The organism is Bacillus sp. CH_48 (assembly GCF_038008465.1).
GTDB lineage: Bacteria > Bacillota > Bacilli > Bacillales > Bacillaceae_G > Bacillus_A > Bacillus_A thuringiensis_S.
In genome coordinates, this window is record NZ_JBBOZF010000001.1 from 4,392,649 (window position 1) to 4,417,761 (window position 25,113).

Sequence of the window (25,113 nt, forward strand, 5' to 3'; positions counted from 1 at the left end):
TTCTTTTAAGGTCTATTCATTATTTCTTCACTTCATATCGAACAAGTATCAGCCACATTTGTTGTACTACTTGCTTTAGCTTTCCCTAGCAATAAAATTGTAAGCATTCCCTCTTATATAAATTTTATATAAATTCATCATAAATCATATATTATACATACTAAATTTCAGTTCTTATAATAAAGGTATCATTTTTAAGGGGTGGTTCTACAATGGAATTTAGTAAACTAGGAAACAGTGGATTAACAGTAAGTAAAATCGCATACGGGAACTGGATAAACCATGGTGGAAAAGTAAACGAAAATACTGCAAATGATTGTGTAAAAGCCGCACTAGATGTTGGAATTACAACGTTCGATACTGCTGATGTTTATTCGGACACGATAGCTGAGGAAGTACTTGGCCGATCTTTGCAAGGTATACGCCGAGAAAGTATAGAACTATGTACAAAAGTATGTCATCCGACCGGTCCTGGAAAAAATGATCGTGGATTATCAAGAAAACATATTATAGAAAATTGTAATGCATCGTTAAAACGATTACAGACAGACTATATCGATATTTATTATGCACATAGATTTGATATAACAACTCCTCTTGAGGAAACAATGTTAGCTTTCTCAGATCTTGTAAGACAAGGTAAGGTTCTCTATTTAGGCGTAAGCGAATGGACATCAGAACAAATTACCCGTGGTGCAGCACTTGCACGCGAATTGAACATTCCATTTATCGCTAGCCAACCTCAATATTCGATGTTATGGCGAGTTATTGAAACTGATGTGATTCCAACATGTCAACGTGAGGGACTTGGCCAAATCGTATGGTCGCCACTTGCACAAGGTATTCTTACAGGAAAATATCAACCTGGTAAACCATTACCGAATCAATCGCGTGCTAACTCCGATGCTGGAAAACCGTTTTTTGACAAACTCGTGCAACGTTGGATGAGTGATGATGTGCTTACCGCTATCCAGGAAATTAAACCTATCGCACAAGAAATTAACCTTACCTTATCTCAACTCGCAGTTGCTTGGGTATTACAAAATCCAGCTGTTTCTTCTGCAATTATTGGTGCTTCAAATCCGGAACAAATAAGAGAAAATGTAATTGCTTCTAGTGTTAAATTGCAACCTGAAATTATGGATCAGATTGACAGTGTATTAAAAGGTTTCGCTGAGTATGATACTAGTAAAACAGGTTGAATCATGAGTAAGTTTTATCTATAAATAAACACCCCTTGCCAACTTCCCACAGCCCATCCTATAAAGATGGGCTGTGGGAAGTCATATAAACCTCTCTAACAACTGTTAAAAAGTTCTTTAACACGACAGACTTTTCATCCTTCCTCCATCCAGCATATAAATTTATTTCCGGAGTATTTTCTAGAATATCTTTATACATCACTCCTGATTTTTTATAGCTTTCCACCGAGGATGGAACGACAGAAATCCCCATTCCAGCTGCAACTAAGTTTACAATCGTTTGCATTTGAACTGCTTCTTGAACAATATTTAAACTTACCCCATATTTCCAAAAGTAACTAATAATTAAATCATAAAAATTTGTACCGAAATGACGAGGAAATAAAATGAATGGTTCCTCCACTAATGATTTGATTGAAATATTAGGTAACGAAACGAAAGGGTGATTTTCATGCAAAACCAACTTTAAACACTCTTCAGAACAAACTTCAGAAGATAATATTTCATTATTTTGCTCCGAACGAATAAATCCAATATGAATTTGTTTTTCGTAAAGCGCTTTTATTTGTTGGTCTGTTGTCATCTCACGTAATATGAGCTGAATTTTTGGAAAACGTTCTCGAAATGTTTTTAATATGCCTATAACTGTTTCTGTAGAATCGACAAAACCGATGATTAAATGCCCGATTTTCCCTTCATCTGCAAGCTGTGTTTCTTTAATCGTTCTATCTACTTGAAGTAATGTTTGCCTAGCACCTTCTAAAAAGACTTTCCCCGCCTCGGTAAGCTCAACCATCCTTTTTGTCCGGTGAAAAAGTTGAACTCCTAATTCTTCTTCCAATTTTCGAATTTCTTGACTTAAAGGCGGTTGTGCCATCATAAGACGCTCTGCTGCACGACTAAAGTTTAATTCTTCTGCCACCGTTATGAAATATTTCATTTTACGAATATCCATTTCAAGCCTCCTATCATTCGCAACTTCTATAAGATTCTATTTTTATTATAAAAAATGGTTCATGTATGTAGTCTTACATTTATTCTTATTGGGTTCATTTTGCCTCTCTTATCTATAGAATATTTCATTCTCCAATGTTATCAAGGGTACAAAACAAGGCTAAAAAACTTATCTCCAAAGTTCTTTAGCCTTGATTACTTTTTACACATTAAAAAATATTACTCGCACTACCGTACCTTTACCAACTTCTGAATGGATTTCCACACTATGTCCTAATTGTTTTGTAATTTCATATACAAGATATAGCCCCATTCCTGTTGATTCTTTAAAATCTCTACCGTTTTCTCCTGTAAAGAAAGGTTTGAATACTCTTGGTAAATCTTGCTTCGGTATACCTACGCCATTATCAGCAATTTCAAGTATAACGGTATTACCTTCCTTACAAGCTTTCATTTTAATCTTTTCTCTACTACCTGATGAATACTTAATCGCATTCGATAGTATTTGTCCGATTAAAAACTTTAACCATTTCACATCACTTTCTACAGTAATGTCCTTATCAATTTCAAGCTCTGGATATACAAAATTCCGTATAAAGAAACGTTTATGTTCATGTACCGAATCATTCACTATTTTATGTAGTTGTACCCTTTCTACATAAAAATCTTGTGTGAACGCTTCTAATCGTGCGACATATAGAGCCATTTCCAATCCCTTTTTTAATCGGTCTGTTTCCTCATTTATACTTTCAAAACGTGAATCTACTTCATCCTGTGTAATTAATTCTATTACAGATAAAGGTGTTTTCATTTGATGGATCCACTGATTCATAAAGGTTAAATGGTCATTATTTTTTCTCTCTTGTATTTGCAGCTGATTTTGATAATGTCGATATTGCACCTCAAGTAGTTCTTGAAGAGCAGCCGATACAGCTGCAAAATCAGATTTTTGAACAGATTCATCTAAAGATTGCATCGGGTTTGCTAGGCGCTCATAAAAAGAACGATGTGTAAAATAACGAAACACTAAATAACTTCCCATAAAGAAAACACCTAGAAACATTGCGTATAACGCCGTTGTAATATGATTATGCCCATCAAACCAATATACGAGAAATATAGCTAGTAGTTGAATTATGGTAAAGCAAATAACTGGTATATGATCACGTATAAACAACCTTATCATTTTTCTATACCATTATCCCAAGTAATGTGCAATCTATATCCAACACTACGAATCGTTTCAATCGCACCTTCTATATGTAACGTTTGTAACTTTTTACGCACACGTGTTGTATTTACACTTAATGTATTATCATCAACATAAGATTCACTATCCCATAATTTATTAAGTAACACTTCTCTACTCACAACACGCGGATAATTTTTCATTAATGTCTCTAATAAAATAGCTTCGTTTCTCGTTATATCAATTTCGTCGTTTCTAAGTTTCAATACAAGCCTTTCAGGATATAAACAAAGGCCTTGTTGCTCAATCATTCGCTCTTCTAGTTTCGGTGCATAATCTCCATATGCACGTCTTAAATGACTACGAATTTTCGCCACTACAACTTCATAATGAAAAGGCTTCGGAATAAAATCATCGCCACCGTTTTCTAACGCCATAACTTGATCCATCGTACCTTCACGAGCCGAAATGAATAGTATCGGACATGTAGAAACACCGCGAATTTGACGACACCAAAAGTACCCATCAAAACTCGGTAAATTAATATCTAATAAAACTAACTCTGGTTGTTCTTCTAAAAAAATGTCTAATACATTTTGAAAGTCCGATACAATAACTCCTTGATAACCATATTTCGCAACATGTGTTGATAATAGTTCTGCAATTTTCATATCGTCTTCTACAATCATAATTTTGACCATTATTGAACTCCTTTTTAATCCACAATCTCAAATATACTTATATAAAATAAATACTACCTCTTTTCACAAAATCCGTAAATTAAAAAAGGGATGCTTTTATACAAAAGTATCCTTTTTCGTCCCTTATCTATTTAATATGAAATTTACTAAAAGTAAATCCTAGTTTCTCCACATAATCCATTCCTAGTTCCATACGCGCCGTTTTCAGCGGATCAACAACTTGGCAAACTTTTAAATTACCTGCTGCCGATAATAAAAGAGTTGCATCAGCTTTAGACATTTCTAATACTTCATGTAAAAATGTCACCATATTATGTACAGCACGATTTGCTGCATCATCTAACAATTTCTCTGAAGCAATCGTCATTATTTTTTCTTTTTGAATAGCCATTGGTAATGGCCATTTCTTTCCTTTTATAGTTTGAACTGTTACAGTTACCTCACCAGCAACCTCTACGCCACTAACACCAATTTCACCATCACCCATTGCTGCATGTAGATCACCTAATGCTAATAGAGCGCCAGGAACATTTACAGGTAATAGTAATGTCGTCCCTTCTTTTATCTCTTTACAATCCATATTCCCACCGTGATCATGTGGGGTGCCGCATGAAATGCTCTCTTCTTTCGGCGCAGTACCAATTACACCGATCATTGAATTAACAGGGATTTGTAATTCATTTGAAAACAAAACATGTTCATTATGTATTGGGACAATTTTCACTATGTTTTCATTTAGCTCTTCACCCATTACACCAAGATTCGCACCTGTAGTTAAAACACCCTGCTCTGCAATATTAATTTTTTCAATCGTTACGACTAATATATCGCCAGGTTCTGCACCATTAATATATACTGGACCAGTCGCTGGATTAATTCGGTTCCAATCTAATTCTTGAAACACAACATCTTCAGAATCAATTTGGTTTTCAAAACAGTCGTAGGTTTCAAACACAAGTCTACTCCCATTCTCTACTTCCATACATGGCTTATTTTCTGGTGACATTGAGTAAATGATATCATCTTTATGAATTCGATACATAATACCTCTCCCTTTTATATTTATCTACTATTACTAATTAGCTTTTTTTATACAAGCTCCTCTTAAAATTAAATGTTATTTTTATGTAAAAAAGCACGCAGATTGTTTTATAGCATACACTCTTTACTACAACAGAAAGGTGGTATCACTATGCCCCTTATTCCATACAATGAAAGTGATGTTGATTTACTAGCTCGTTTAATTCGTGCTGAAGCTGAAGGCGAAGGTCGTCAAGGTGAGGAGCTTGTTGGATGCGTTGTCGTAAATCGGGTATTTTGTGATTGCTTAGATTTTAAACAACTTCGGTCTGTACGTGATGCAGTATATCAAAGTCCCGGAGGATTCGAAGCAGTGCAATACGGGTATTTTTACCAACGCGCTCGTGATTCAGAAAAAGAAATTGCAAGAAAAGTTTTACAAGCTCAATGGCGCTGGCCTGCACGATGGGCTCTTTGGTATTTTCGTCCAGTTGGAGCTTGTCCGCCTGAATGGTATAATCAGCCGTTTGCAGGTCAATTTAAAAGTCATTGTTTTTATGAACCTAGTGGTGATGAATGTCCAAAAATATATTCACGATAGTAAAATTTGCAACGCAAGTACTTAGAATTTTTGGTACTTGCGTTGCTTTTAACTGTGTTTTAGAAATCTAATAGTGTGATGAATCTTTCTATGCCTACTACATGTATTAGTAATGGTATACGAGGACCATTTGATTGATTCATAATGAGCTTATATATAATAGTGAATAATTGTTTTTGATTTTCTTTCATTATTTTTTTATTTTCATGATGACAAATCGCATATAATTGCTCCATTAAGTGAGAGTAATCTTTGTTAGAACGAAGTATATCGCAAACTTCTACTAACCATTCTTTCTGTCTTTCATCCAATGTGTTGTAAAACTCTGTATTTCTCTCTTGATTTACCGCAATTAATTTTTCAGATTGAAAATTTCTTATCCAATACTCTGTGCGATTACTCACCGCTCTCATTTCATCTAATGCATAGCTCCTATCTATTTTCTTTAATATCCCCTGTAAAATAGTTGAATCAAAATTTAATAATGGTAACGTTCCTGCTACTTGATTAAATTTCGGATATTCTTTAAACCCGATAGTAACTCTAGAAAGTTTAATTGCATCAAGTAAATCTTCACTTTTGAGCGTTTTATTTTCATAACTATCTTTCAATCGCTCATATTCTGTATAATTGCGAATCACATCTTCATCAAGACCGATATGAAAAGCTGCGTTTGGTCTATATTTTGCAAACATAAACAGAATTACTTCTGGTAAATACACTTTTAACAACTCACTAGGTGTAATACTATTTCCTGAAGAACTAGACATTTTTTCATGATTGCCTTTAATTCCAATAAAATCATAAGCAACATAATGAGGAGCTTCACGATTGAATATTTTCCTTGCAATTTCTTTTGATACATTATAACTACCCGTTTCTGATGAATGGTCTCTGCCACCCGGCTCAAAAACAACCTCCTCTATCATCCATCTCATCGGCCAATCGATTTTCCAATTTAGTTTCATTTTATTTGTATTTAATACGGATAACTCTTTTTCATTTCCGCATTCACATTCATACCGGATTGTTTTTAATACTTCATCAAAATGTGTAATAGTTGTTGTATCTTTCCCGCACCTCTCACAATATAATGTAGCTGGATAAAAGCTCTCTCGCTCTTCTTCACTACACTCTCCAGTTTTAAAATCCATTAAAATATCATATATATCTTTTCGTTTATACAAAGCCTCTAATATATTTTCGTTATACCTTCCGCTTCTATATTCATCATGTTGATAAATAAATTCCACTCCAATTCCAAATGCTTGAAGCGATTTTTCAAACTCTTTTTCAAAATGCTCCGCATACGAGTTATGACATCCATACGGATCTGGAATATCACAGTATGGCATACCAATATACTTTGCAAAAGATGGATCAATATTTTTTGGAACTTTTCTAAACCTATCATAATCATCCCACGAAAATATAAAACGAGTCTTTTTCCCTAAATCTTGAAGTGCTCTTACTACGAAATAAGTCGTTACGATTTCACGAAAGTTCCCAATATGAACAGAACCTGACGGACTAATTCCAGATGCACAAACAAACGTTTCTTTATTTGGATGTTTCCTAATTAATTCATGTGCTACTTCATACGCCCAATGCATATATTACTCACCTCAATTATTTTTTTGTTTTCTAATTTCCAGTTTTATGCAACAAAAAAACTCTCACCCCCAAGATTATTCATCTTGAGGACGAGAGTTGTTAGCTTCGCGGTACCACCTCAGTTTGTTAATATGTCACCATATTAACCTCTTCAGGTACGGCAAAATATGCTTATACCCTATCTCTATAACGGGAGAACCCGTCGCACCATCCCTAAATAAATTAGTTCCTTGCGCAGCTCCAAGTCTTTTTTCGTTAAGATGTATACCGCTCTTTCTCAGCTACCAGAGCTCTCTGTACGTATTCTTTCTTAACTACTCTTCTCTTCTATGCCTTAAATATTAGTTTTTTAATATGATAATTTATAACACTTTTATTGTCAAACTTTTCCGAATCGAAATCGTAAAATTATCTAAAAAAATTCTTTATCGCTTCTAATTGAATTTTGTGGCTACACTCATCACAACAATATGCCCCTTTTGGTTTCTCTTTAAATCGCTTATATTTTTCACTACCTTCGTAAACACGAAATATATTCTTACAAGAAAAGCAAACAATCTCATAAAACATCATATGCATTTTCCTCTCCTTGTTTATACACTTTTTTAATCACTTGTGAGAAGGTCATTTTTCTACATTATAAATTTTAATACCCTTTGACTAAAAGGTTTACCTCTATTCTTATCGAATTATATTAATATCTTATAACGCGAGGTGAACATCTTGTTCAGTAATATAGAATTAGTTTTAGATGCTAAAGCAAGTTTAGCTGAAGGACCATGTTGGAATGAAAAAAAGCAACTTTTATATTGGGTTGATATTATGGAGAGAAAATTATGCATATACAATCCTACCGCTAATACGAACCGAGTAATTGCTCTCAATCAACAAATTGGCTGTGTTGTTCCATATTTAGAGGATGTACTACTCTTAGCTATGGAAAACGGCTTTTATTCTATTAATGTAAATACAGAAAAACTGACACATATTTTTGACCCCGAACAACATTTAATAGAAAATCGTTTTAACGATGGAAAATGTGATCCCGCTGGTCGTTTCTGGGCAGGTACTACAGATACATACGGTATTAATGCTGCAGGTTCCTTATATTGTTTACATAATAATTTGAGTGTAGAGAAAAAAATTTCACATGTAAATACTTCAAACGGAATGGCTTGGTCACCTGATCATACATACCTTTACTTTATAGATACACCTACTAAAAAAGTGGTTCGCTATCAATATAATATACGTACTGGAGAAATTCATAATCCAAGTGATGTAATCATTTTCTCTGAAAATGACGGTCTACCTGATGGTATGACAATTGACGAAGAAGGTTGTTTATGGATTGCACATTGGGGAGGTTCAAAAATAACTAGATGGAATCCCTCTACTGGAGAACAAATATTAAGTATTCCAATTCCTGCGTTATATGTAACATCATGTACGTTTGGTGGGCCTAACTTAACTGATTTATATGTTACAACAGCCAGAACAAGAATGACGGATGACGAATTAAAACAGTATCCACATGCTGGTGGTATTTTTCGAATTCAAACAAATGTTAAAGACTGCCCCACCTATTCATTTTGTAATGAAAATATTGGAACTGACACAATATGAACCGTATCGATTACATAAGACAAGAAGAAAAGGAATATCACGATCTTTGCTATGAACAATATAAACTATTTGAAACTGGATCTTGGCTTCACAAGCCGGTTAAAACAGTTATGGATTTAATGGACTACTTTGAAGAGAAAAACAAATTACAAGTGCTTGATCTTGGCTCTGGCGTCGGTAGAAATAGCATTCCAATTGCACAAAAGATTAAAAATGCTAGCGGAACTGTTACATGTGTTGATTTACTTGATTCCGCTTTAACAAAGCTACAAATTTATAGCAAAGAACATGACGTATTCGAGGTTATAAAAACAGAACAAGCAGCAATTGAAAACTATCATATTAGATCTAATACTTATGACTATATCGTTGCAGTATCAAGTTTGGAACATGTCAAATCAGAAGAAGATTTTAAAAATGTACTCCAATCTATGAAAAGAGGTACAAAAAACGGCGGTATTAATTGTTTAATTATTAACTCTAACATACAAGAAATTGATTCAATAACGAATGAAGAATTAGAAGCTTTAATTGAAATTAATCTTTCAACCGAAGAAATGATAAGTGCTTTAAAAAGCATTTATAAAGAATGGAAAAAACTAAAAGTTGAAATAAAGGAATTAGCTTATAATATAGTTCGTAATGAAAGACACGTTCAATTAAAAACAAATGCCATTACGTTTGTCGTTCAGAAATAATACTATAAAAAGTAAGAATATTCCCTCATATATTCATAGGAATACCCTTACCTTTTATTTTGTTATTAGTTTTCGCATCATCTAAAATATAATTTTCATTCGAAATACTACTCAGCTATTAATTGAATTCATTAACTGGAAGAAATATTCCACTTCATGAGTCTCATTCAATTTATACCATGAATGAAGTGTATCCGGCGCAAATACATCTGATTTCCTTAATACTTCCATGGCAAATTCTAGAGGTGCTACACCCGATGCAGTAATAAGATTTTCACTGGATGCTACAGGTCCTACTTCATAAAAATTTTCTCCTTTATAAGTAGGACAAACCATTTTCATATAATCTAAATTATTACTTGTGTGATTTATAGAATCCAAGTAACCGTAATTTGCAAGACCTATAGTTGCACCGCAAATGGCAGCCACAATTGTACCAAGCCTTAAGGCTTCACCAACTTTTTTCAAAATAGGTTTATGTATTTCTTCACTCCAAGTATTCCCTCCAGGTAAAATTAATAGATCGTTACTCTCAAGGATACATTCATCTAGGGAAATATCCGGCTTTATATTCAAGCCCCCCATTGAAATAATCGTTTCTTTATTTATTCCAACTGTTACTACTTTAAAAGGCGCTACATCTTTTTTGAAATATCTTCCTGTATTAAGTTCAGCAATTAAATGTCCGTATTCCCAATCAGACATCGTGTCAAATACATATAGATATGCTTTTCTTGTTTGCATTCAATAACACTCCATTCATATACTACAGTTTTAAATAAAAAAAGTACTCTTTTCAAGTTTAACATTTTATGCAATATTTATGGTTTAAAATTCCAAATAAAAGAGCACTTGTTTCCGCAAGTGCTCTTTTCGGGGATTTTGAGATACCCTATTAACGAAAGTTAAGGTTACTTAAAGTTAAGAGGTATTTATACTATATGCTTGTCCTTTATATTTGTGCATAATCAATATATAAATATCTTTAGAAATATTTAAAAACTTTTATTTATAGTTCTTTCTGGCATTTTATCATTAAGAAATTTATTGAAGGTTTATTCTCCATGTTCTTATTTGGTTCATCAATTTCGGAAACTTGTACTAGTCCATATTTATTAAAATCTCGTTTTATAGATTCAGAATTATAGAAGAACATTTTTACGCCTTCCATTATTTCGAAATAGTCTTTATCCAACTGTTTCCCCTTCCCAAACATTGGGGCTTTTTGAGAAACAGTTGTGAAAACCATATATCCACCTGGTTTTAGCTGATTATAACAACCTTTAATAAATTGCTCTCTCTCTTGCTTATTCAACAAATGTAGAAGTGCATGACTGTATATACCATCATACGATTTGTTATTAAAAGGCATCTCATTTACCGAACCGTGATAGATACTAATATCTTCTAGGCCATTTTGCATTGCTAAATCAATGGCTGTTTTTGAAATTTCAATACCTGTTACATTTATACCATTATCGATAAAAACCTTTGCATTTCTTCCATAACCAATACCCGGAACTAATATATCCTTAACGTTCTTTTCAAGAAAAAAATCTTTTGTCAAAATTGCAGATTCTGTAGGTTCAAATCCCCACATCGTTTGTTTTTCAATAAAACTTGATTCCCAAAATTCCATTATGTATCTATCTCCTTATTTTCAATCCATTTTTAGTATCAAATTAAAAGCATTTTTGTATTTGCTATAAAGTTTTTTCTTCTATTCATACCACTTACCTTAGTCATCGTAGCTCCATTGAATATAGCATAATAATAAGCCTATATCTAATATAAAGATTGGTTAAAAATCTACCCTATTTTATTAACCCTTACGTTTATAGAAAATAAAAAAACAGCCAATATTTTTATTGTAGTATTGGCTGTTTCTCATGAGAAATCATCTTTTTATATTGTACTGATCTAATATTTTTTCTAACATTTCTAAAGTTATTGGTTGTGCTTCTTTTATTAATTGATAGCCAATACGCCCATTCGGTTCCGCTGTAACTTGCTGTAAACTCTTCACATCATGAATCCCTTTTTCTCTTAATTGCATATAAAGTTGTTGTTCCGACATTTTTGCCTGCATCAAATTCTCTTTTACAATCTCTCCGTTTTCAACAATTATAATGCTACTTCCATTTAGGAATTGTTCCACCTTCCTTGATTTCAATTCAAAGAAATGAATGGTAAGTAGTATGCTTGCAAATATGATAGCTGCAAATAGAGATGGGACTACTTTTCTACTTAATACAGGTTCTACAATAATACGGCCAATTGAAACAACTATAATTATTTCAGCTCTTGTCATTTGGCTGACAGATGTACTACCTGTCATTTTCAAAACAATTATTCCTGTAAGAGTTAATATAATACTTTCCCAAATTATATTCATAATAACCCAATCCTTTAATGGTGGATATTACTATCATTCCCATTAAAAGTGTATTTTACTTCCCTATCAAATTGTTAAACCCTTCAGACCATGATGGAAATACAGGTGTCCATCCATACTCTTTACGTGCCTTATTATTTGAAGCTCCTCTTTCCCAACTATTTTTCCCATCTTGAACTTTAGGCTTAGGTGCCCCTATCGCTGCTGCATATATCGGTAACCATTCTTTACTAGTTGCTGGATAATCATCTACAATATTTACGATTCCTGAAGGCCAATTAAGAGCTAGCATAGTAGCTCTTGCAGCATCTTCGACATGTATAAACGAGCTTATCCCGTCTGATGCAATAATCTCATTATTACCATCAGAAAGTATACATATTTGTCCATTAGTTTTAAGAGCTTTTTGCAATGCATGAAATCCACTATTTGTAGCAGAACATTCGAAACCATAATTATATGTTTCTATTATTTTTTCTTCTGAATCATATATGTTTTTCGCACCAAAATTCTTTGCAAAATCTCTTCTATTTTTATTAGGCTCAACAACATCCACGTGCTCAACGCCTACATAGTATTTTAAGAAATAACAAGCGAGTAAACCAATAACTCCCATTCCAGTTATAAGTACTTTTTCATCCTGTTGCGGGTTTAGTTTCAATACTCCTTTAGCGGCATCACACGAAAGAATAGATAATAAAGCAACTTTAGGTTGTATAGAACTAGGCACTCGAATTACTTTATGCCCCTTAACTATCCCTATCGTTTCATGTCCATAAAAAAACTACTTTATCGCCTACGTTTACATGTGTTACTTTATTACCAACTTCAATCACTTCACCATAACTTTCATATCCAGTTTTTCTTGGATAAAAAGGATTCGTATCCGTAACATCGGATCCATTATACTGTGGTAACTCGGCCCCAATGCTTATAGCTCCTGCAATTGTTTTAACAATAATTTCATCGTCCTGTATGGATCTAATTTTACCCGGTTCCCACTTAAGTTGTTTCGCACCTTCTAAAACTAACTTATACTGTTCCATTCATATCCTCTCACTTTATAAAAATATATTCTCACTAAGTTTCAAACAATGTATAATAGATTCATCCAAAATTAAAGCTATAACGTTGGCTAGCACCCAACAGTGATAACATGATAATTGAATTTGATGGATATAGAATAAACGAGTATGTTATTGGCCGTAACTGTTCTATTAACGAATTAATAACGATGTATTTAAATGTAAGAAATGAAGAGATATCTAATGAGGATCTGCTACGCTTATTTTGTGTACGATATTATTACAAAAAAACTCCAAAGTTACTACAAGAAGACGTCACTAGCAATGTTGTCATTGATTTAGATACGGACTATATTTATATCCCAAATAGATAACAGTAAACTAGATTGATTAGTATTTATGATTCAGCTAAGTGTTTAATAAAATAAGTAATTGCCCAAATTAATGTCGCAAATTGAGTGACAAAATACATTGTCCATTCAAAGCCAGTCAATTTTCTCTCTCGTTTAACCTTCTTTAAGTATCTGTAAAATATGAGTGTACTTAAAAACATAAGTAACAATGATAATTGCTGTAAATCATCGACTATACGTACCGCCATAGACTCCATCACCCTCCTATTCAAAATAAAAGCTATACTTTAAGAGTATCATTAATTGGTAGTTCATTTCCATTTTAAACACTTATGTCATAAATAAAAAGAGCACTCAGCTATTGAGTGCTCTAAAAAATATTAATTAAACTCAGTTCCTTGTAATGGTTACATGTAATTCCCCTTACTTTTTATAACTCAGTTCTATTACTTGTGGTATATACTTACTATCATATTTTCTCGTATAGATTTCTCCATCTGGAGTAACTAATTGTAAAACAATCTCACCACAAACCCCATCTAGTATTTCAAATTCACCTTGTGCATTTGAAATACTGCGTTCCTTACTTTCTTCAATTGAATCTTCATATATTTTCACATTAGATGTAGGTTCGTTATTTTGATCTACGATAATACCTCTTGAATACTTACCAACCGCGATGCATTGGTCATCTTTTTTATAATATTTAGTCACAACTATAGCTCCAATTATTATAGCGGCACACACAAACAAGAGAATTATTTGGCGCCTCACAACAAATCTCCTAATTCAAATTATTCTTTTCTAAACTGAAAATTCAAGTGTCTTGATTGGTTGATTTCCTCAATTACTTTACGAATACCTTCTTCAATCTTGTCTTCTTTTACATTCGAAACATTTAATTTTAACAGTCTTTCTTTAGGAAAATTCCTCATATAATTCTTATCAATCGTATCGATACTTATTTGAATGTCACCTAGTTTTTGTATAAGTGTTTCTGTAACTATGTTTTTCTGCATTTCTAAACAAGTGTGTATTCCAAATGTATTTTGTCTATTATATGTAAATAATGATGGATTTTCATTTTGCACTTTTTCTAATGTTTCTGCTAGTTTTATTGATCTATTGTAGTAGGAAGAATTAATTTTACTTTTATGACGTTCAAACATACCGCTCTTTATATAAATTTCTAAAGCCGCTTGAGAAATCATCGGACTATCAATATCTAGTATCTTTTTGTATGTATAAAAAGCATTTGCAATGGACGGTGGAATGACCGCAACTCCAACCCGTAAACCAGGAAAAATAATCTTTGAATAACTTTTCAAATATATGACATGACTACAATTATCCAAGCTATATAACGGATCTGCTTTTGAATCAGTTTCTAAATCTGCTAAATAATCATCTTCCACTATAAATACATTGTATTTCTTAGCCAATAGTACGATTTTTTCTTTCTCATCTTTAGAATAAGACGTCCCAAGCGGATGATGATATCTCGGTATCGTATAAAAGAATTTTATTTTTTCAGTTTGAAATATTTGTTCCAATTCATTCAAATCGATACCTTCATTCGTACGTTTAATACCGATTACAGGAACTTTATTTATTTCTAGATAATCAATATATAAATGATATGTTGGCTGTTCAATTAATACAGTTTCATTTCCATTCGGAAATGGTATAGAAGTTAATATAGCAAGCGCCTGCTGCACACCTGACGTTATAAAAATATTGTCTTCTTTCGTGAACACTTGATAATTTGCCAACTGTTTTTGAATAACTGGAATTAAAGATGGTAACCCTTTCGGAGTTCCATATACAAACAAATCATTTTTATACGTATCAATAGCCTTATTAATACAATGTTGAAAATCTAAATATGGAAAAACATCTGGATCTGGTGCTGAGGAGGCAAAATCAATTATCTCGTTATTTTCTATAGTACTCTCTGATTTTTTAACAACGTAGTATCCACTTTGAGGGACAGAATATATAATGTGACGCTTTTCTAATTCTTGTAGCGCTCGTATAACTGTCGCCTTATTACATTCATATTGCGTAACGAGTGACCGTATAGACGGTAATTTCTTTCCTTCTTTTATTTCTCCATTTCGAATCATATTTTCTATGTCGTTTAAAATATGTAAATACTTATACATCTTACACCTCCTTCAGTAATTATATCGATTTTTCATTCATATAGCATTCATTCCTCAATTAGTTAATTTTCCGATATCTATATCGTAAATCCCAATAGCATATGAATCATTTTCAATCCATTTCTTTACTGCTTCTGTTTTAAGTACACTTTCAACTTCTTTTTCTATTTTCTGTCCAAGTTCTCTCGCCCCTACTTCATCATCGCTAATCTTAGTTTTTATATCAATGGTAACAGGTTGATTCTTTTTATAATTTATTTGCTGAATACCAAACCCTTCATATCCATTTTTTCTGAATACGTCATCAAATATATGTCCAAAAACTTGATTCCATCTACTCTCTGCCTTTACAACTTCTCTATTTCTTTGAGTTATATTGATTTTATAAGACGTTACACCTTGTATCACCAATCTTTTATTAATATCATTTTTTATTTCGTTACTATCTTCGCTATCAGCAATCTCTAAATCTAATATTCTTTCTTTTTCATCTCTTATAGCAGCACTAAAAAAAGATTCCTCCTTTACCGCGGCTGTAGCAATATCCATCACTATAGACTCTTCACTTTTAGCATCTTCAATCTCATTCTCACAGGCACATAATAAAGTGAAACTTTAATCATTGGGGGTTTTGTTCATCCCCAATGATTATTAGTTGAACCAATCGGGCTTTTACGGGCAGTTGATCCCCCCACCTAACTTCTTTCGCTGAATTTTGAGGTGGGGATCTTACTGCCCGTTAATGCGGGATAAAGCAAGTGGAAATAAAAACATAAGTAACTTCTTTCTCATGTAGCACCCCTCCATATATTTTCATTTACGATAAACTTTTTACTTTGACATATAAATACCTTCTTTAATTATTAAATTTAACATTATTTCACATTTCCCCCACTTAACAAGGAAATTACAATTAATAAATAGAATATCTCTATGAATAAATAAAAAGTGAGGGATATATAATGCAACGTGTAAATACGATTGATATTAGTAATGTACTACAATTGGAAAAAACTCTTTCGACTTTATTAAATAAAATGATTTCTTCAAAACTAGACCTTGAAAATTGGTTAAAAGAGCAGTCAAAAGTAATTTGGGACATCGAAGAACAATTAAGATCACATTACATCGCCTTTCAATGTAATACGGATGATGAAGAAATAAAGGATACTTTTGAACATGATCAACAATTTGTAAAGCCACTTTTAAAGCGGTATCAAAATTTATTGGATAATAAATATTTAGAGTCACCTTTTCGAATGGAATTAGATTCTAACGTATATGGTTTATTAGATACAAAAATAAAAAATGCTCAAAAGTTATTTTGTGAGGAAAATATCGAATTAGAAATAAAGGAAGACAAATTAATCACAGAGTACTTTGAAATCACTGGAGGATTAAGTGGAATTTGGGACGGAGAAGAAAAAACGATAACAGAATTACAATCCTATTTACAAGATTCGAATCGTGACACCCGTAAAAAGGCAAAAACCATTATTTCTGAACAATTTTTATCTGTTGAAAAAGAACTCCAAAACATATTAAATCAATTAATTGAAATTCGCCATCAAAAAGCAAAAAATATTCAACTAGAGAATTATCGCGATTATATGTTCAAAAAATACGAGCGTTTTGATTATTCAGCGAAAGATTGCTATGAACTAGCTGAATCCATACGTAAGTATGTTGTGCCTCTTAAAGATAAAATATTGCTAGAGAAAAAAGATAAACTGCAAGTTGATACGCTTCGCCCGTGGGATGTATCAGCTGTAACTCCAGATCAAAAAGTACTTAAACCTATTGCAAATGAAAATGATTTAATTGAAAAGAGCACTCATATCTTTAATAAACTAGATGTTGAATTTTCAGCACTTTTAAACCGAATGTATAAACACAATTGTCTTGATTTAACAAGCCGCAAAGGAAAAGCAGCTGGTGGCTTTTGTGAGTACTTACCAGCTTCACAATTATCTTATATTTTTATGAACTTAAATTATACACAAGATGATATTGTCACTTTTATACATGAAATGGGTCATAGTATTCATAACGAACTCATAAAACCATTAAAATTACGACAGTATATAGAAATTCCAGCTGAAACAGCTGAGCTAGCCAGTATGACAATGGAGTTATTCTCGCTTAATTATTGGGATACCTTCTATACAGACAAAAAAGATTTAAAACAAGCAAAAATTAACTTCTTTAAAGATGTTATTTCATATTTACCTATTATGCTTATTGTCGATCAATTTCAACACTGGCTGTATGAAAATCCAAGTCATACTTCTGAAGAAAGAAATGAAAAATACTTACAACTTCAAAAACATTATCAGTCTAGCGTCATACATATTGATGGCTACGAAAACTGGATAGCAACGAGTTGGCTACCTGTACTCCATATTTTTGAAGTACCATTTTATTATATTGAATATGCGATCGCCCAACTTGGTGCATTACAAATGTATAAACAATATAAAGAGGATCCTAAGCAAGCGCTAGAAAATTATAAAAAGGCATTATCACTAGGAAGCTCTCAATCTATAAAAGAAGTGTATGATGCAGCCGGTATTCGTTTTGATTTTTCTGGTGAAACAATTAAAGAACTAATGCTATTTGTAGAAAAAGAATTAGAATTACTTGAGCAATTATAAGAAGAAAGCTGCACCTATATTTTTGGTGTAGCTTTCTTCTTTATTTTATTAATCAGCTCTATGTACTGAGTATCTCCATATCCGATTGTTGGAAAAAGATAAAACAACTTTATTAATAATTCACGAGTTGATAAATCTTTATTTTTAGAGATGAATTTCATTACTGCATTATCTTCTGTTAACATTTCTAAAAATAAGTCTATAGCCTGATACATTACAGGTGGTACCTTATGAGAGGTCTTTTTATGGTTTACTAATACTTCATTGTATATAGAAGAATAATTCCCCAATTCAAGTTCAATTTGATTTACTTTAAATTCATCCTCTCTAAAGCTATTTAAGTATACCTTCCCTTCATAAGCAGACTGTTCAAGGTGAGAAAGTATGGTAAGTAGGTTCATTTGGCAAAACATATCTTCACCAAACCATAGAACAATACATTTATACTTTTTCGTAAAAAGGTTTTCTAAAGGATCTATAACCTTTTTTATATAACTTTCTACTGAACTGTTATGTCCTTTCGCTCTTGTTTTAATAAACTCTTCATTAAAAACTTGAGTAGTAGCCGAGTTCACACACATTGCCTCATTAAATGGTGCATAATCAGAATCACCCATTAGCTTTTCGTTTTTAAATTCTTCATACATAACTTGACCATTTAATATGTTAAGTACCTCTTTATCAAATAGCTCACTCTTCCTATTTCGTAACTGCTCAACCTCTATTTTTCTAGAAATATTCATATTAAACGCCCCTTCTTTATTTAAATTTAGTTTAACAAATGATTGAATAGGCATTTTGTTAAGTTGGTATTCTCTTGGATTCATTCCAAAAACATTTTTGAAAGCTCTACTATAAGCCTCTTGGGAAGAGTAATCGTAATCCAATGCGACCTCAATTATCTTCCTACCATTCTTTAAATCTTCCGTAGATAAATACAACCTTCTAAGAAGAATATAACGTCTAATACTGAAACCCATTACTTGATGAAATTTAAAAGAGCAATAATAAGGAGAATACCCCATGTAACGAGATAATTCATCTAATGAAAATCTCTTTTTTAAATTGCTCTCAATCCAATTAATCATCTGCTGTATATGTTCATTCATTTCCTTCACTCCTTATTTAAAAGTATAGGAGAAGTGCGTTTCTTTCTTTTGATATTTCTTGTGTTTTATAACATGAGCCTTTCTCTAAAGTCTTTATAATCTATATATAAGTATTAATTTTATATTTTTTCATCTATCTTATTTTGTCATACCTTCTATTCATTTTTCAATTTAGCGTTAATGAGTATGTTGGCAACACCTTACTAATTATTAAAGGTCAATTTACATCATATTTCATTTTAAAGGATTTCAAAAATTAAACACGAATTTTATAAAATAAAATTCTTTTAATTCCCAAGTTAAAAAATTAAGGTTTGGAAAGGACGTTTCAATGAACAAGCTAGAAAAAGAAATACTTCAATTCATAAATGAACAGTATCCGTTGAATTTTATTAACATTAAGCCAATAACAAATGAGATGTATGAATGTCTTACAGAACAAGGTACATACTTCAGTAGAATTACAAACTACAAAACATATGAAGAACAGATAGAGGAAGTTTTATATACAAATTTTTTATATCAAAATGGTTTAGGTGTTCCACCAATAATCCCTTCATTACAAGGGAATTTTGTAGAAAAATTCACATTAGACAAGGAGATTTTTGCTGTATTATATAAAGCTGCTCCTGGTATACATTTACCAAGGTCTGAATGGAATTCTAATATATTTAAAAAACTTGGTAAACAAATTGGAAAATTACATCGTATATCTAAAAGCTTTGAAAAGATTAAACCAGTAAAACATATAAACGATTGGTATGAAAATGAAGAATATAATTTTCTTAAATATATCCCTAAAGAAGAAAATACAATAAGAGAAATTGCATCTGACGTTTTAACTTCCATAAAAGAGCTACCAAAATCCCCTTCAAATTACGGCTTAATACACGGAGATTTATGGTTAGAAAACATTTTAGTCGAAAATAATTCAAACTTAACAATGATAGATTTTCAAGACTGCGAAAAACATTTTTACATATTCGATTTAGCCGTTCCTATTTATAGTGCAATAGAATATTCATTTGCTGGAAATGGGAATATCGTTGACTATGAGTATTCTATTACAAAAGCACTATTTGAAGGCTACCAAGAGGAAAATGAGCTACCAAAAGAGATGAAAGACAAGTTTCCGTTATTTATTAAATTAAAGGAGATTTTTGAATATAGCTTAATGCATATGTATTGGGATAAAGATGAATTAACGGAGGAACAAGTACGGATTATGAACCTTTATAGGATGAAGATCGAAAATAAGAATACCTATATCAATATTTAAGAATACTGTTGTTTAACTACAAGGAAACTTTGGTTAAACAACAGCATTTATTAATTAGCTGACAACCTTTTTTATGACTTATAAATACTGATTCAATAATCTTTTCAAATACACTTCATTTTGCGGTGATACTTTTTCAGAAAATCTAGCTGCAATAATAATAGGAGCCCATTGAAAAACTTCATCTCTTGATATGCTGGTACGACTGCAATATATATGTAAATACATCTCAGCTAATTCTACCGAAGATTGTGAGTACAACAAGTATGTTCGAAATACATCTGCGCGAATATCACCTGAACTAGCATCTACCCAATCTATAACTTTCACTTTCTCTTCCTTACTCAAAATCAAATTAAATGGATGAAAATCTCCATGACATAGCCTAAAATCAAATGTAATAGATTCTAATTTTTGTAATATATCCTTCTTTTTGCGTTCATCCAATTTATGCACAGATTTAATTTGACGCTCTAACCTTTCCCTCATTAACTCCATTTCATCTGTATTCACATGTATAGCATGGATCTTTTTTTGCTCATTAACACAAAGGCCGATATAACGCTCTGCCTCATTTAAATTATTAAGCAGAAGATCACCAATGTTGTCCCCTTTTACATGTTCCATAATAATTGCCTGTCTATTTTGTATCTTTGTCACTTCGAATACGTTTGGAACTGGCAGCCCGCATGAATAAGCATATTTTTGTTTTTTTGCTTCATTCATAGACTCTGTATCTGGGAGGTAATCTTTAAATAATTTTACAACCTTATCATCAGTTAAATAAATTTCTGCAGTATTCCCTTTTGCAATTGGATTACCTAGATTCACTTCATTTCTCTCCTTAAAATAAGTTTGAATAACGCTTAATCCTTTTCTTTGCATTCACTCTAATCATAACGAAAACCTTCTTCACGAAGATATAAAAAACTTACCACTTTCTATCCTTAAATAGAAAGTGGTAAGTTTAGTTCTTTAGGAATATTGGAATGAAACTCTGGTGTATACACAATAGAAAATGAATATCCCTGCTCAATAAATGATACTTCATTATGTTTACATTCAAAGGGAACATTATTTTTCTTAAAGTTATTTTGGATGTGCTGTAAAAATGCTGAATCCGGTGTTCCGAAAGAAACATGAACTTTCGGTGGTAAAGCTTTCATTGCGATTGGAATCCAAGGTCTCTGCCACCAAGTCGCGACGATATATGCAGTGCCACCTATAACAAAGTTAAAAATATCCCCATCTTCCATCGTTTTCATATTTAGATTTGATTTTAACCATTCCGTAAAAACAGGTACACTTTTAACAGGAAGACCAATTTCCCTTACGTATAAAATGTTTAAAGGTGAGTGTGGTACTAATACATCTTCTTTAACATAACTATGCGCGATAATTTCGAGAAGATTTCCATCTCCGTCTTTAAAGTATAAATTGAATAGACCATTCTCTTCACCAATTACATTTCCATTTTGCCATTTCACAATGAGTAATCCAGAGTCCTTTAACCATCTTGCTGTTTCATGGAATTTTGAATATGGGATTTCAAAAGCAAAATGTGCAGGTGCAATTGGTTCATACACTTCTTGAAAACTAATTGTTGTATAAGGTGTTATTTCAAATTGAATGAAGGATGTTGTTTCTTTTTTTATTGGAAAAGATAATATGTCCTTATAAACTTGTTTTACCCCTTCTATGGAAACCGTTTGTAGTTTTATATCTAATATATGTGTAATCACTTTACATTCCCCCTCATTTCTTATTATCTATTCGTATTGTATTACACTTATAAATAGATAAAATCAAACGGAAGGATGGATTTTTCATGTAGAAACTACAACTTTAGTATGAATATGTTAGCTTCTTTTATTGCTAGTACACTAACGTTTCAAAACAAATATCCTCCATATTTCGTTTTTTAATTAACACTTTACTTATTTCTATTTTTTCAAATTTCCCCTGCATTGTTTCCATATAAAAAAGCTGCCTTTCCTTAAATGAAAAGCAACTTTTACGATAAAATACATTAAGGTTTTACAGCAATAATCATAAATCTTTTTGAATTAGTACGAATCCCTTTTTCAAAACTATACGTATCAATGAACTTTTGTAAAATAGTAAAATCCTCTTCCTGTTCTCCGAATCTAGGAATAATAGGGGTATGTTTTAATAAGAAAATGAGATCTTCAGACCTACTGTAATAATCAGTAACATCATATTCACGTACTTGCACGAGATCAAATCCTGCACTAATAAGTTCATTCATATACTTTTCTTTTAAAGTACCATCCCGTTCACCTAAGCATTGCCCTCTACCAAATGCTTCTTTCAGGTTTAATTTATCATTCTCACTTACTTGTTGTGTTAAGAAAAAGGCACCCTTTTTCATTACTTTCGCTAACTCAGATGCCAGAAACGGGGCATGACAACTTGAAGCAATATCAAAATGTGCATGTGGAAATGTTAAAGCTTCAGAACCCATTTGAAGAAACTCAACATTTTGTACACCTGATTTTTTCAAGTTAGAATGTGCCGTTGCAATCATGCCGTTAGAATTATCAATTCCAATCAACAATTTAGCTGATGATGCTATGTTAAGTACATTTTCTCCTCCCCCTGTACCAACATCAAGTAAAATATGTGATGGTTTACACCTTTCTTTTACCTCACTATAAAAGTCCCATGTATCTCCTACAGTTTCACATTTTATTTTACTAAAATCCCATCCATTTAATCTTCCTACTTTATCATAGAAGCTTTTATACTCTAATTCGTTCATCTTATTACTTCCCCTTTGTAAAAATAAATTAAATATGTATAATAACCTACGACACTCCTTAATTATATATTATAAATTATTAAAACAATATTTCCCTTCACACTACAATAAGTTTACATAACATTTTTATGGTTTATCTTTATCTATATATTCTAAATGCCCTCTTCCCCAACTACACATACTATCCAAAACAGTACTGACTGTTTTTCCATGTTCAGTTAAGCTATATTCTACTTTAGGTGGTATTTCTTGATAAATTTCGCGTTTTATTAGTTGATCTTGCTCTAATTCACGTAATTGCTTCGCTAACGTCCCTTGAGATATATCTGGTATCAATCGCTTTAATTCACCAAAACGTTTCATTCCATCTGTTAGCAAAATAAACAAAATGAGTGGCTTCCATTTCCCACCGATTATTTGTAATGTTGCTATTACCCCTTTTAACTTCGGTTCTTGTAAATCCATTTTTCTCACCTCTCCTCAGATATCATAAAGTGAAACTTTAATCAGTGAGGGTTTTGTTCATCCCAAACTGATTATTAGTTGAACCAATCGGGCTTTTACGGGCAATTGATCTCTTACCTAACTTCCTTGCATTTTCCTAACTTTGAGGTGAGAGTTTTACTGCCCGTTAATGCGGGATAAACCATATTTAGCGATTTTTCCAATTACTTATCCGCATAAATAGCGATTAGTACGAAATTTACGACTATGTACATATAAAGTGCGTACTTTTCACTTGCTCCCTTTTAGCGAATAATAAAAGCATAGCACAGTTATATTCTAAATTTTTTATTAAAGGAGTGGCTAAAATATGTCTATTACTACATTAGAAAATAGTCGTATTGTTATCATTGGCGGGAGTTCTGGTATTGGATTGGCAACGGCAAAACAAGTAATTGAACAAGGAGCACATGTTATTATTGCAGGGCGTTCGGAAGAAAAATTAAAAGTTGCTAAAAAATTAATAAATAGCAATCATCTTCAAACTTATATATTGGATAATCAAAATAAAGAGCAATTACAAATTTTTTTCAAGACAGTTGGGAACTTTGATCATTTATTCACACCGGGAGCCTCTTACACACTTGGACCAATTACCTCTACAGAGGAAATTGCTGAAAGTAGCTTCATCGGAAAGTTTTGGCCTCAATATTATGCCGTAAAATATGCAATTCCTTTTCTTTCAAACTCTGGATCTATCGTGTTAATGTCCGGTGCATTTAGTCAAAGACCACTTAAAGGCGCACCTGCTTATGGAGCTTGCAATGGTGCTATTGAAAGTTTAGGGAAGGCTTTAGCTGTGGAATTAGCTCCTATTAGAGTTAATGTGGTTTCTCCTGGAACAATACAAAAAGAAAATGAACAAAATGAAAATAGACTAGTTGCTTACGAAGCTTATAAATCTCTTTCACTTGTACAACGAGCTGGATATAATGATGAAATTGCACATACTGTCCTATATTTAATGCAAAATAGTTTTACTACGGGTAATGTATTGTTTCCTGATGGAGGGTACACATATCATTAAATTATTTAAGACAAAAGCCCCTTATTACGGTGGCTTTTGTTGCTCATTTAAACATTGCTGAAATTTCCAAATAGATGATTACATTACTTTAGTACCAACTGGTTGGTTTTTAGATGATTCATTACAATCCGCTCATTTTGTACATTTGCAAATAAAATTGTGCTAGTAGTTGACGAATCGAATCTCGAAGTAATTTGTCTTGATATTTATGGATA

The 25,113-nt window shown here is 32.3% G+C and carries 28 protein-coding genes and 1 other annotated feature; of the genes, 8 read left to right on the forward strand and 20 right to left on the reverse strand.

Translation table 11 applies throughout. The features are described 5' to 3' along the window. Positions 1-212 precede the first annotated feature (212 nt). Entirely contained in the window at positions 213-1,202 is a 990-nt protein-coding gene (locus tag N2V92_RS22270; RefSeq protein WP_000395988.1) for an aldo/keto reductase family protein, read from the forward strand. A 58-nt stretch (positions 1,203-1,260) separates the two neighbouring features. On the opposite strand, the gene N2V92_RS22275 is transcribed toward N2V92_RS22270, so the two are convergent. The 4 genes from N2V92_RS22275 to N2V92_RS22290 all read right to left on the reverse strand — a co-directional run bounded on the left by N2V92_RS22275 (position 1,261) and on the right by N2V92_RS22290 (position 5,088). Further along, positions 1,261-2,157 (reverse strand): LysR substrate-binding domain-containing protein, encoded by an 897-nt coding sequence (locus N2V92_RS22275; protein ID WP_000354655.1) that lies wholly within the window; start codon positions 2,155-2,157, stop codon positions 1,261-1,263. A gap of 201 nt (positions 2,158-2,358) precedes the next feature. After that, entirely contained in the window at positions 2,359-3,342 is a 984-nt protein-coding gene (locus tag N2V92_RS22280; protein ID WP_002082724.1) for a sensor histidine kinase, read from the reverse strand. Next, positions 3,339-4,046 (reverse strand): response regulator transcription factor, encoded by a 708-nt coding sequence (locus N2V92_RS22285; protein ID WP_000238992.1) that lies wholly within the window; start codon positions 4,044-4,046, stop codon positions 3,339-3,341. The genes N2V92_RS22280 and N2V92_RS22285 overlap by 4 nt, the downstream gene beginning before the upstream one ends. A gap of 127 nt (positions 4,047-4,173) precedes the next feature. Next, positions 4,174-5,088 carry an acetamidase/formamidase family protein gene (locus tag N2V92_RS22290; RefSeq protein ID WP_000285653.1) on the reverse strand — a complete coding sequence of 305 codons (915 nt, stop codon included), beginning with the start codon at positions 5,086-5,088 and terminating at the stop codon, positions 4,174-4,176. A gap of 150 nt (positions 5,089-5,238) precedes the next feature. Between N2V92_RS22290 and N2V92_RS22295 the strand changes: the two genes are divergently transcribed. Continuing rightward, on the forward strand, positions 5,239-5,667 hold the full coding sequence (locus tag N2V92_RS22295; RefSeq protein WP_016077648.1) for a cell wall hydrolase: 429 nt from the start codon (positions 5,239-5,241) through the stop codon (positions 5,665-5,667). 59 nt (positions 5,668-5,726) lie between these two features. On the opposite strand, the gene lysS is transcribed toward N2V92_RS22295, so the two are convergent. Continuing rightward, positions 5,727-7,280 carry a lysine--tRNA ligase gene (lysS, locus tag N2V92_RS22300; protein ID WP_000558613.1) on the reverse strand — a complete coding sequence of 518 codons (1,554 nt, stop codon included), beginning with the start codon at positions 7,278-7,280 and terminating at the stop codon, positions 5,727-5,729. Between the two features lie 83 nt (positions 7,281-7,363). Beyond that, positions 7,364-7,620, reverse strand: a binding site (T-box leader). Between the two features lie 69 nt (positions 7,621-7,689). Next, the gene (locus N2V92_RS22305; RefSeq protein ID WP_000551042.1) at positions 7,690-7,860 is read right to left on the reverse strand and encodes a DUF2197 domain-containing protein; all 171 of its coding nucleotides are present in this window, start codon (positions 7,858-7,860) and stop codon (positions 7,690-7,692) included. A gap of 144 nt (positions 7,861-8,004) precedes the next feature. Here N2V92_RS22305 and N2V92_RS22310 point away from each other — a divergent pair, with 144 nt between their 5' ends. Next, on the forward strand, positions 8,005-8,907 hold the full coding sequence (locus N2V92_RS22310; protein ID WP_016077649.1) for an SMP-30/gluconolactonase/LRE family protein: 903 nt from the start codon (positions 8,005-8,007) through the stop codon (positions 8,905-8,907). Further along, positions 8,904-9,605: a class I SAM-dependent methyltransferase gene (locus tag N2V92_RS22315; RefSeq protein ID WP_001079445.1), complete on the forward strand. Its 702-nt coding sequence runs from the start codon at positions 8,904-8,906 to the stop codon at positions 9,603-9,605. The genes N2V92_RS22310 and N2V92_RS22315 overlap by 4 nt, the downstream gene beginning before the upstream one ends. 111 nt (positions 9,606-9,716) lie before the next feature. Here the strand turns inward: N2V92_RS22315 and N2V92_RS22320 are convergent, their stop codons facing one another. The 5 genes from N2V92_RS22320 to N2V92_RS22340 all read right to left on the reverse strand — a co-directional run bounded on the left by N2V92_RS22320 (position 9,717) and on the right by N2V92_RS22340 (position 13,046). Further along, on the reverse strand, positions 9,717-10,349 hold the full coding sequence (locus N2V92_RS22320; protein ID WP_001194779.1) for a type 1 glutamine amidotransferase family protein: 633 nt from the start codon (positions 10,347-10,349) through the stop codon (positions 9,717-9,719). Positions 10,350-10,614: 265 nt separating this feature from the next. Next, positions 10,615-11,244, reverse strand: coding sequence for a class I SAM-dependent methyltransferase (locus tag N2V92_RS22325; protein ID WP_000397601.1), 630 nt, complete (start codon positions 11,242-11,244; stop codon positions 10,615-10,617). A 258-nt stretch (positions 11,245-11,502) separates the two neighbouring features. Then, positions 11,503-12,000, reverse strand: a complete 498-nt coding sequence (locus N2V92_RS22330; protein WP_001021710.1) for a DUF421 domain-containing protein — start codon at positions 11,998-12,000, stop codon at positions 11,503-11,505. 55 nt (positions 12,001-12,055) lie between these two features. Further along, positions 12,056-12,730, reverse strand: a complete 675-nt coding sequence (locus N2V92_RS22335) for a zinc-binding dehydrogenase (protein ID WP_003278347.1) — start codon at positions 12,728-12,730, stop codon at positions 12,056-12,058. 37 nt (positions 12,731-12,767) lie between these two features. Further along, positions 12,768-13,046: an alcohol dehydrogenase catalytic domain-containing protein gene (locus N2V92_RS22340; protein ID WP_016077651.1), complete on the reverse strand. Its 279-nt coding sequence runs from the start codon at positions 13,044-13,046 to the stop codon at positions 12,768-12,770. Between the two features lie 110 nt (positions 13,047-13,156). Here N2V92_RS22340 and N2V92_RS22345 point away from each other — a divergent pair, with 110 nt between their 5' ends. Further along, positions 13,157-13,399 carry a hypothetical protein gene (locus N2V92_RS22345; protein ID WP_042598155.1) on the forward strand — a complete coding sequence of 81 codons (243 nt, stop codon included), beginning with the start codon at positions 13,157-13,159 and terminating at the stop codon, positions 13,397-13,399. 23 nt (positions 13,400-13,422) lie between these two features. On the opposite strand, the gene N2V92_RS22350 is transcribed toward N2V92_RS22345, so the two are convergent. The 4 genes from N2V92_RS22350 to N2V92_RS22365 all read right to left on the reverse strand — a co-directional run bounded on the left by N2V92_RS22350 (position 13,423) and on the right by N2V92_RS22365 (position 16,092). Beyond that, complete coding sequence (locus tag N2V92_RS22350) at positions 13,423-13,626, reverse strand: hypothetical protein (protein WP_000290889.1); 204 nt, start codon at positions 13,624-13,626, stop codon at positions 13,423-13,425. A gap of 175 nt (positions 13,627-13,801) precedes the next feature. Further along, on the reverse strand, positions 13,802-14,152 hold the full coding sequence (locus N2V92_RS22355; RefSeq protein ID WP_001254187.1) for a hypothetical protein: 351 nt from the start codon (positions 14,150-14,152) through the stop codon (positions 13,802-13,804). Positions 14,153-14,172: 20 nt separating this feature from the next. Beyond that, positions 14,173-15,543 (reverse strand): aminotransferase-like domain-containing protein, encoded by a 1,371-nt coding sequence (locus N2V92_RS22360; protein ID WP_016077652.1) that lies wholly within the window; start codon positions 15,541-15,543, stop codon positions 14,173-14,175. Between the two features lie 54 nt (positions 15,544-15,597). After that, positions 15,598-16,092, reverse strand: coding sequence for a DUF4030 domain-containing protein (locus N2V92_RS22365; RefSeq protein ID WP_000350258.1), 495 nt, complete (start codon positions 16,090-16,092; stop codon positions 15,598-15,600). A 413-nt stretch (positions 16,093-16,505) separates the two neighbouring features. On the opposite strand from N2V92_RS22365, the gene N2V92_RS22370 reads away from it, so the two are divergent. After that, on the forward strand, positions 16,506-18,197 hold the full coding sequence (locus N2V92_RS22370) for a M3 family oligoendopeptidase (RefSeq protein WP_001190026.1): 1,692 nt from the start codon (positions 16,506-16,508) through the stop codon (positions 18,195-18,197). 14 nt (positions 18,198-18,211) lie between these two features. Here the strand turns inward: N2V92_RS22370 and N2V92_RS22375 are convergent, their stop codons facing one another. Beyond that, positions 18,212-19,306 (reverse strand): helix-turn-helix domain-containing protein, encoded by a 1,095-nt coding sequence (locus N2V92_RS22375; RefSeq protein ID WP_001002105.1) that lies wholly within the window; start codon positions 19,304-19,306, stop codon positions 18,212-18,214. A gap of 331 nt (positions 19,307-19,637) precedes the next feature. On the opposite strand from N2V92_RS22375, the gene N2V92_RS22380 reads away from it, so the two are divergent. After that, positions 19,638-20,585, forward strand: coding sequence for a phosphotransferase enzyme family protein (locus N2V92_RS22380; RefSeq protein WP_001037122.1), 948 nt, complete (start codon positions 19,638-19,640; stop codon positions 20,583-20,585). 78 nt (positions 20,586-20,663) lie between these two features. On the opposite strand, the gene N2V92_RS22385 is transcribed toward N2V92_RS22380, so the two are convergent. From N2V92_RS22385 to N2V92_RS22400, 4 genes are all read right to left on the reverse strand, one after another. Continuing rightward, a complete protein-coding gene (locus N2V92_RS22385; protein WP_016077653.1) occupies positions 20,664-21,416 on the reverse strand; it encodes an aminoglycoside phosphotransferase family protein in 753 nt (250 codons plus the stop codon). 116 nt (positions 21,417-21,532) lie between these two features. Beyond that, on the reverse strand, positions 21,533-22,327 hold the full coding sequence (locus tag N2V92_RS22390) for a VOC family protein (RefSeq protein ID WP_016077654.1): 795 nt from the start codon (positions 22,325-22,327) through the stop codon (positions 21,533-21,535). 287 nt (positions 22,328-22,614) lie between these two features. Further along, the gene (locus N2V92_RS22395) at positions 22,615-23,367 is read right to left on the reverse strand and encodes a class I SAM-dependent methyltransferase (protein ID WP_016077656.1); all 753 of its coding nucleotides are present in this window, start codon (positions 23,365-23,367) and stop codon (positions 22,615-22,617) included. 126 nt (positions 23,368-23,493) lie between these two features. Beyond that, positions 23,494-23,832 (reverse strand): winged helix-turn-helix transcriptional regulator, encoded by a 339-nt coding sequence (locus tag N2V92_RS22400; protein ID WP_000365520.1) that lies wholly within the window; start codon positions 23,830-23,832, stop codon positions 23,494-23,496. Positions 23,833-24,181: 349 nt separating this feature from the next. Here N2V92_RS22400 and N2V92_RS22405 point away from each other — a divergent pair, with 349 nt between their 5' ends. After that, a complete protein-coding gene (locus tag N2V92_RS22405) occupies positions 24,182-24,898 on the forward strand; it encodes an SDR family oxidoreductase (RefSeq protein ID WP_000029094.1) in 717 nt (238 codons plus the stop codon). Positions 24,899-25,113 lie beyond the last annotated feature (215 nt).

Coding starts and splice junctions, on each gene's coding strand:
- N2V92_RS22345 (WP_042598155.1), top strand. CDS start 13,157: ATGATAATTGAATTTGATGGATATAGAATAAACGAGTATGTTATTGGC.
- N2V92_RS22290 (WP_000285653.1), bottom strand. CDS start 5,088: ATGTATCGAATTCATAAAGATGATATCATTTACTCAATGTCACCAGAA.
- N2V92_RS22400 (WP_000365520.1), bottom strand. CDS start 23,832: ATGGATTTACAAGAACCGAAGTTAAAAGGGGTAATAGCAACATTACAA.
- N2V92_RS22315 (WP_001079445.1), top strand. CDS start 8,904: ATGAACCGTATCGATTACATAAGACAAGAAGAAAAGGAATATCACGAT.
- N2V92_RS22375 (WP_001002105.1), bottom strand. CDS start 19,306: ATGAATGAACATATACAGCAGATGATTAATTGGATTGAGAGCAATTTA.
- N2V92_RS22405 (WP_000029094.1), top strand. CDS start 24,182: ATGTCTATTACTACATTAGAAAATAGTCGTATTGTTATCATTGGCGGG.
- N2V92_RS22305 (WP_000551042.1), bottom strand. CDS start 7,860: ATGCATATGATGTTTTATGAGATTGTTTGCTTTTCTTGTAAGAATATA.
- N2V92_RS22325 (WP_000397601.1), bottom strand. CDS start 11,244: ATGGAATTTTGGGAATCAAGTTTTATTGAAAAACAAACGATGTGGGGA.
- N2V92_RS22370 (WP_001190026.1), top strand. CDS start 16,506: ATGCAACGTGTAAATACGATTGATATTAGTAATGTACTACAATTGGAA.
- N2V92_RS22350 (WP_000290889.1), bottom strand. CDS start 13,626: ATGGCGGTACGTATAGTCGATGATTTACAGCAATTATCATTGTTACTT.
- N2V92_RS22380 (WP_001037122.1), top strand. CDS start 19,638: ATGAACAAGCTAGAAAAAGAAATACTTCAATTCATAAATGAACAGTAT.
- lysS (WP_000558613.1), bottom strand. CDS start 7,280: ATGCATTGGGCGTATGAAGTAGCACATGAATTAATTAGGAAACATCCA.
- N2V92_RS22340 (WP_016077651.1), bottom strand. CDS start 13,046: ATGGAACAGTATAAGTTAGTTTTAGAAGGTGCGAAACAACTTAAGTGG.
- N2V92_RS22395 (WP_016077656.1), bottom strand. CDS start 23,367: ATGAACGAATTAGAGTATAAAAGCTTCTATGATAAAGTAGGAAGATTA.
- N2V92_RS22270 (WP_000395988.1), top strand. CDS start 213: ATGGAATTTAGTAAACTAGGAAACAGTGGATTAACAGTAAGTAAAATC.
- N2V92_RS22360 (WP_016077652.1), bottom strand. CDS start 15,543: ATGTATAAGTATTTACATATTTTAAACGACATAGAAAATATGATTCGA.
- N2V92_RS22320 (WP_001194779.1), bottom strand. CDS start 10,349: ATGCAAACAAGAAAAGCATATCTATATGTATTTGACACGATGTCTGAT.
- N2V92_RS22330 (WP_001021710.1), bottom strand. CDS start 12,000: ATGAATATAATTTGGGAAAGTATTATATTAACTCTTACAGGAATAATT.
- N2V92_RS22275 (WP_000354655.1), bottom strand. CDS start 2,157: ATGGATATTCGTAAAATGAAATATTTCATAACGGTGGCAGAAGAATTA.
- N2V92_RS22280 (WP_002082724.1), bottom strand. CDS start 3,342: ATGATAAGGTTGTTTATACGTGATCATATACCAGTTATTTGCTTTACC.
- N2V92_RS22365 (WP_000350258.1), bottom strand. CDS start 16,092: ATGGATATTGCTACAGCCGCGGTAAAGGAGGAATCTTTTTTTAGTGCT.
- N2V92_RS22295 (WP_016077648.1), top strand. CDS start 5,239: ATGCCCCTTATTCCATACAATGAAAGTGATGTTGATTTACTAGCTCGT.
- N2V92_RS22285 (WP_000238992.1), bottom strand. CDS start 4,046: ATGGTCAAAATTATGATTGTAGAAGACGATATGAAAATTGCAGAACTA.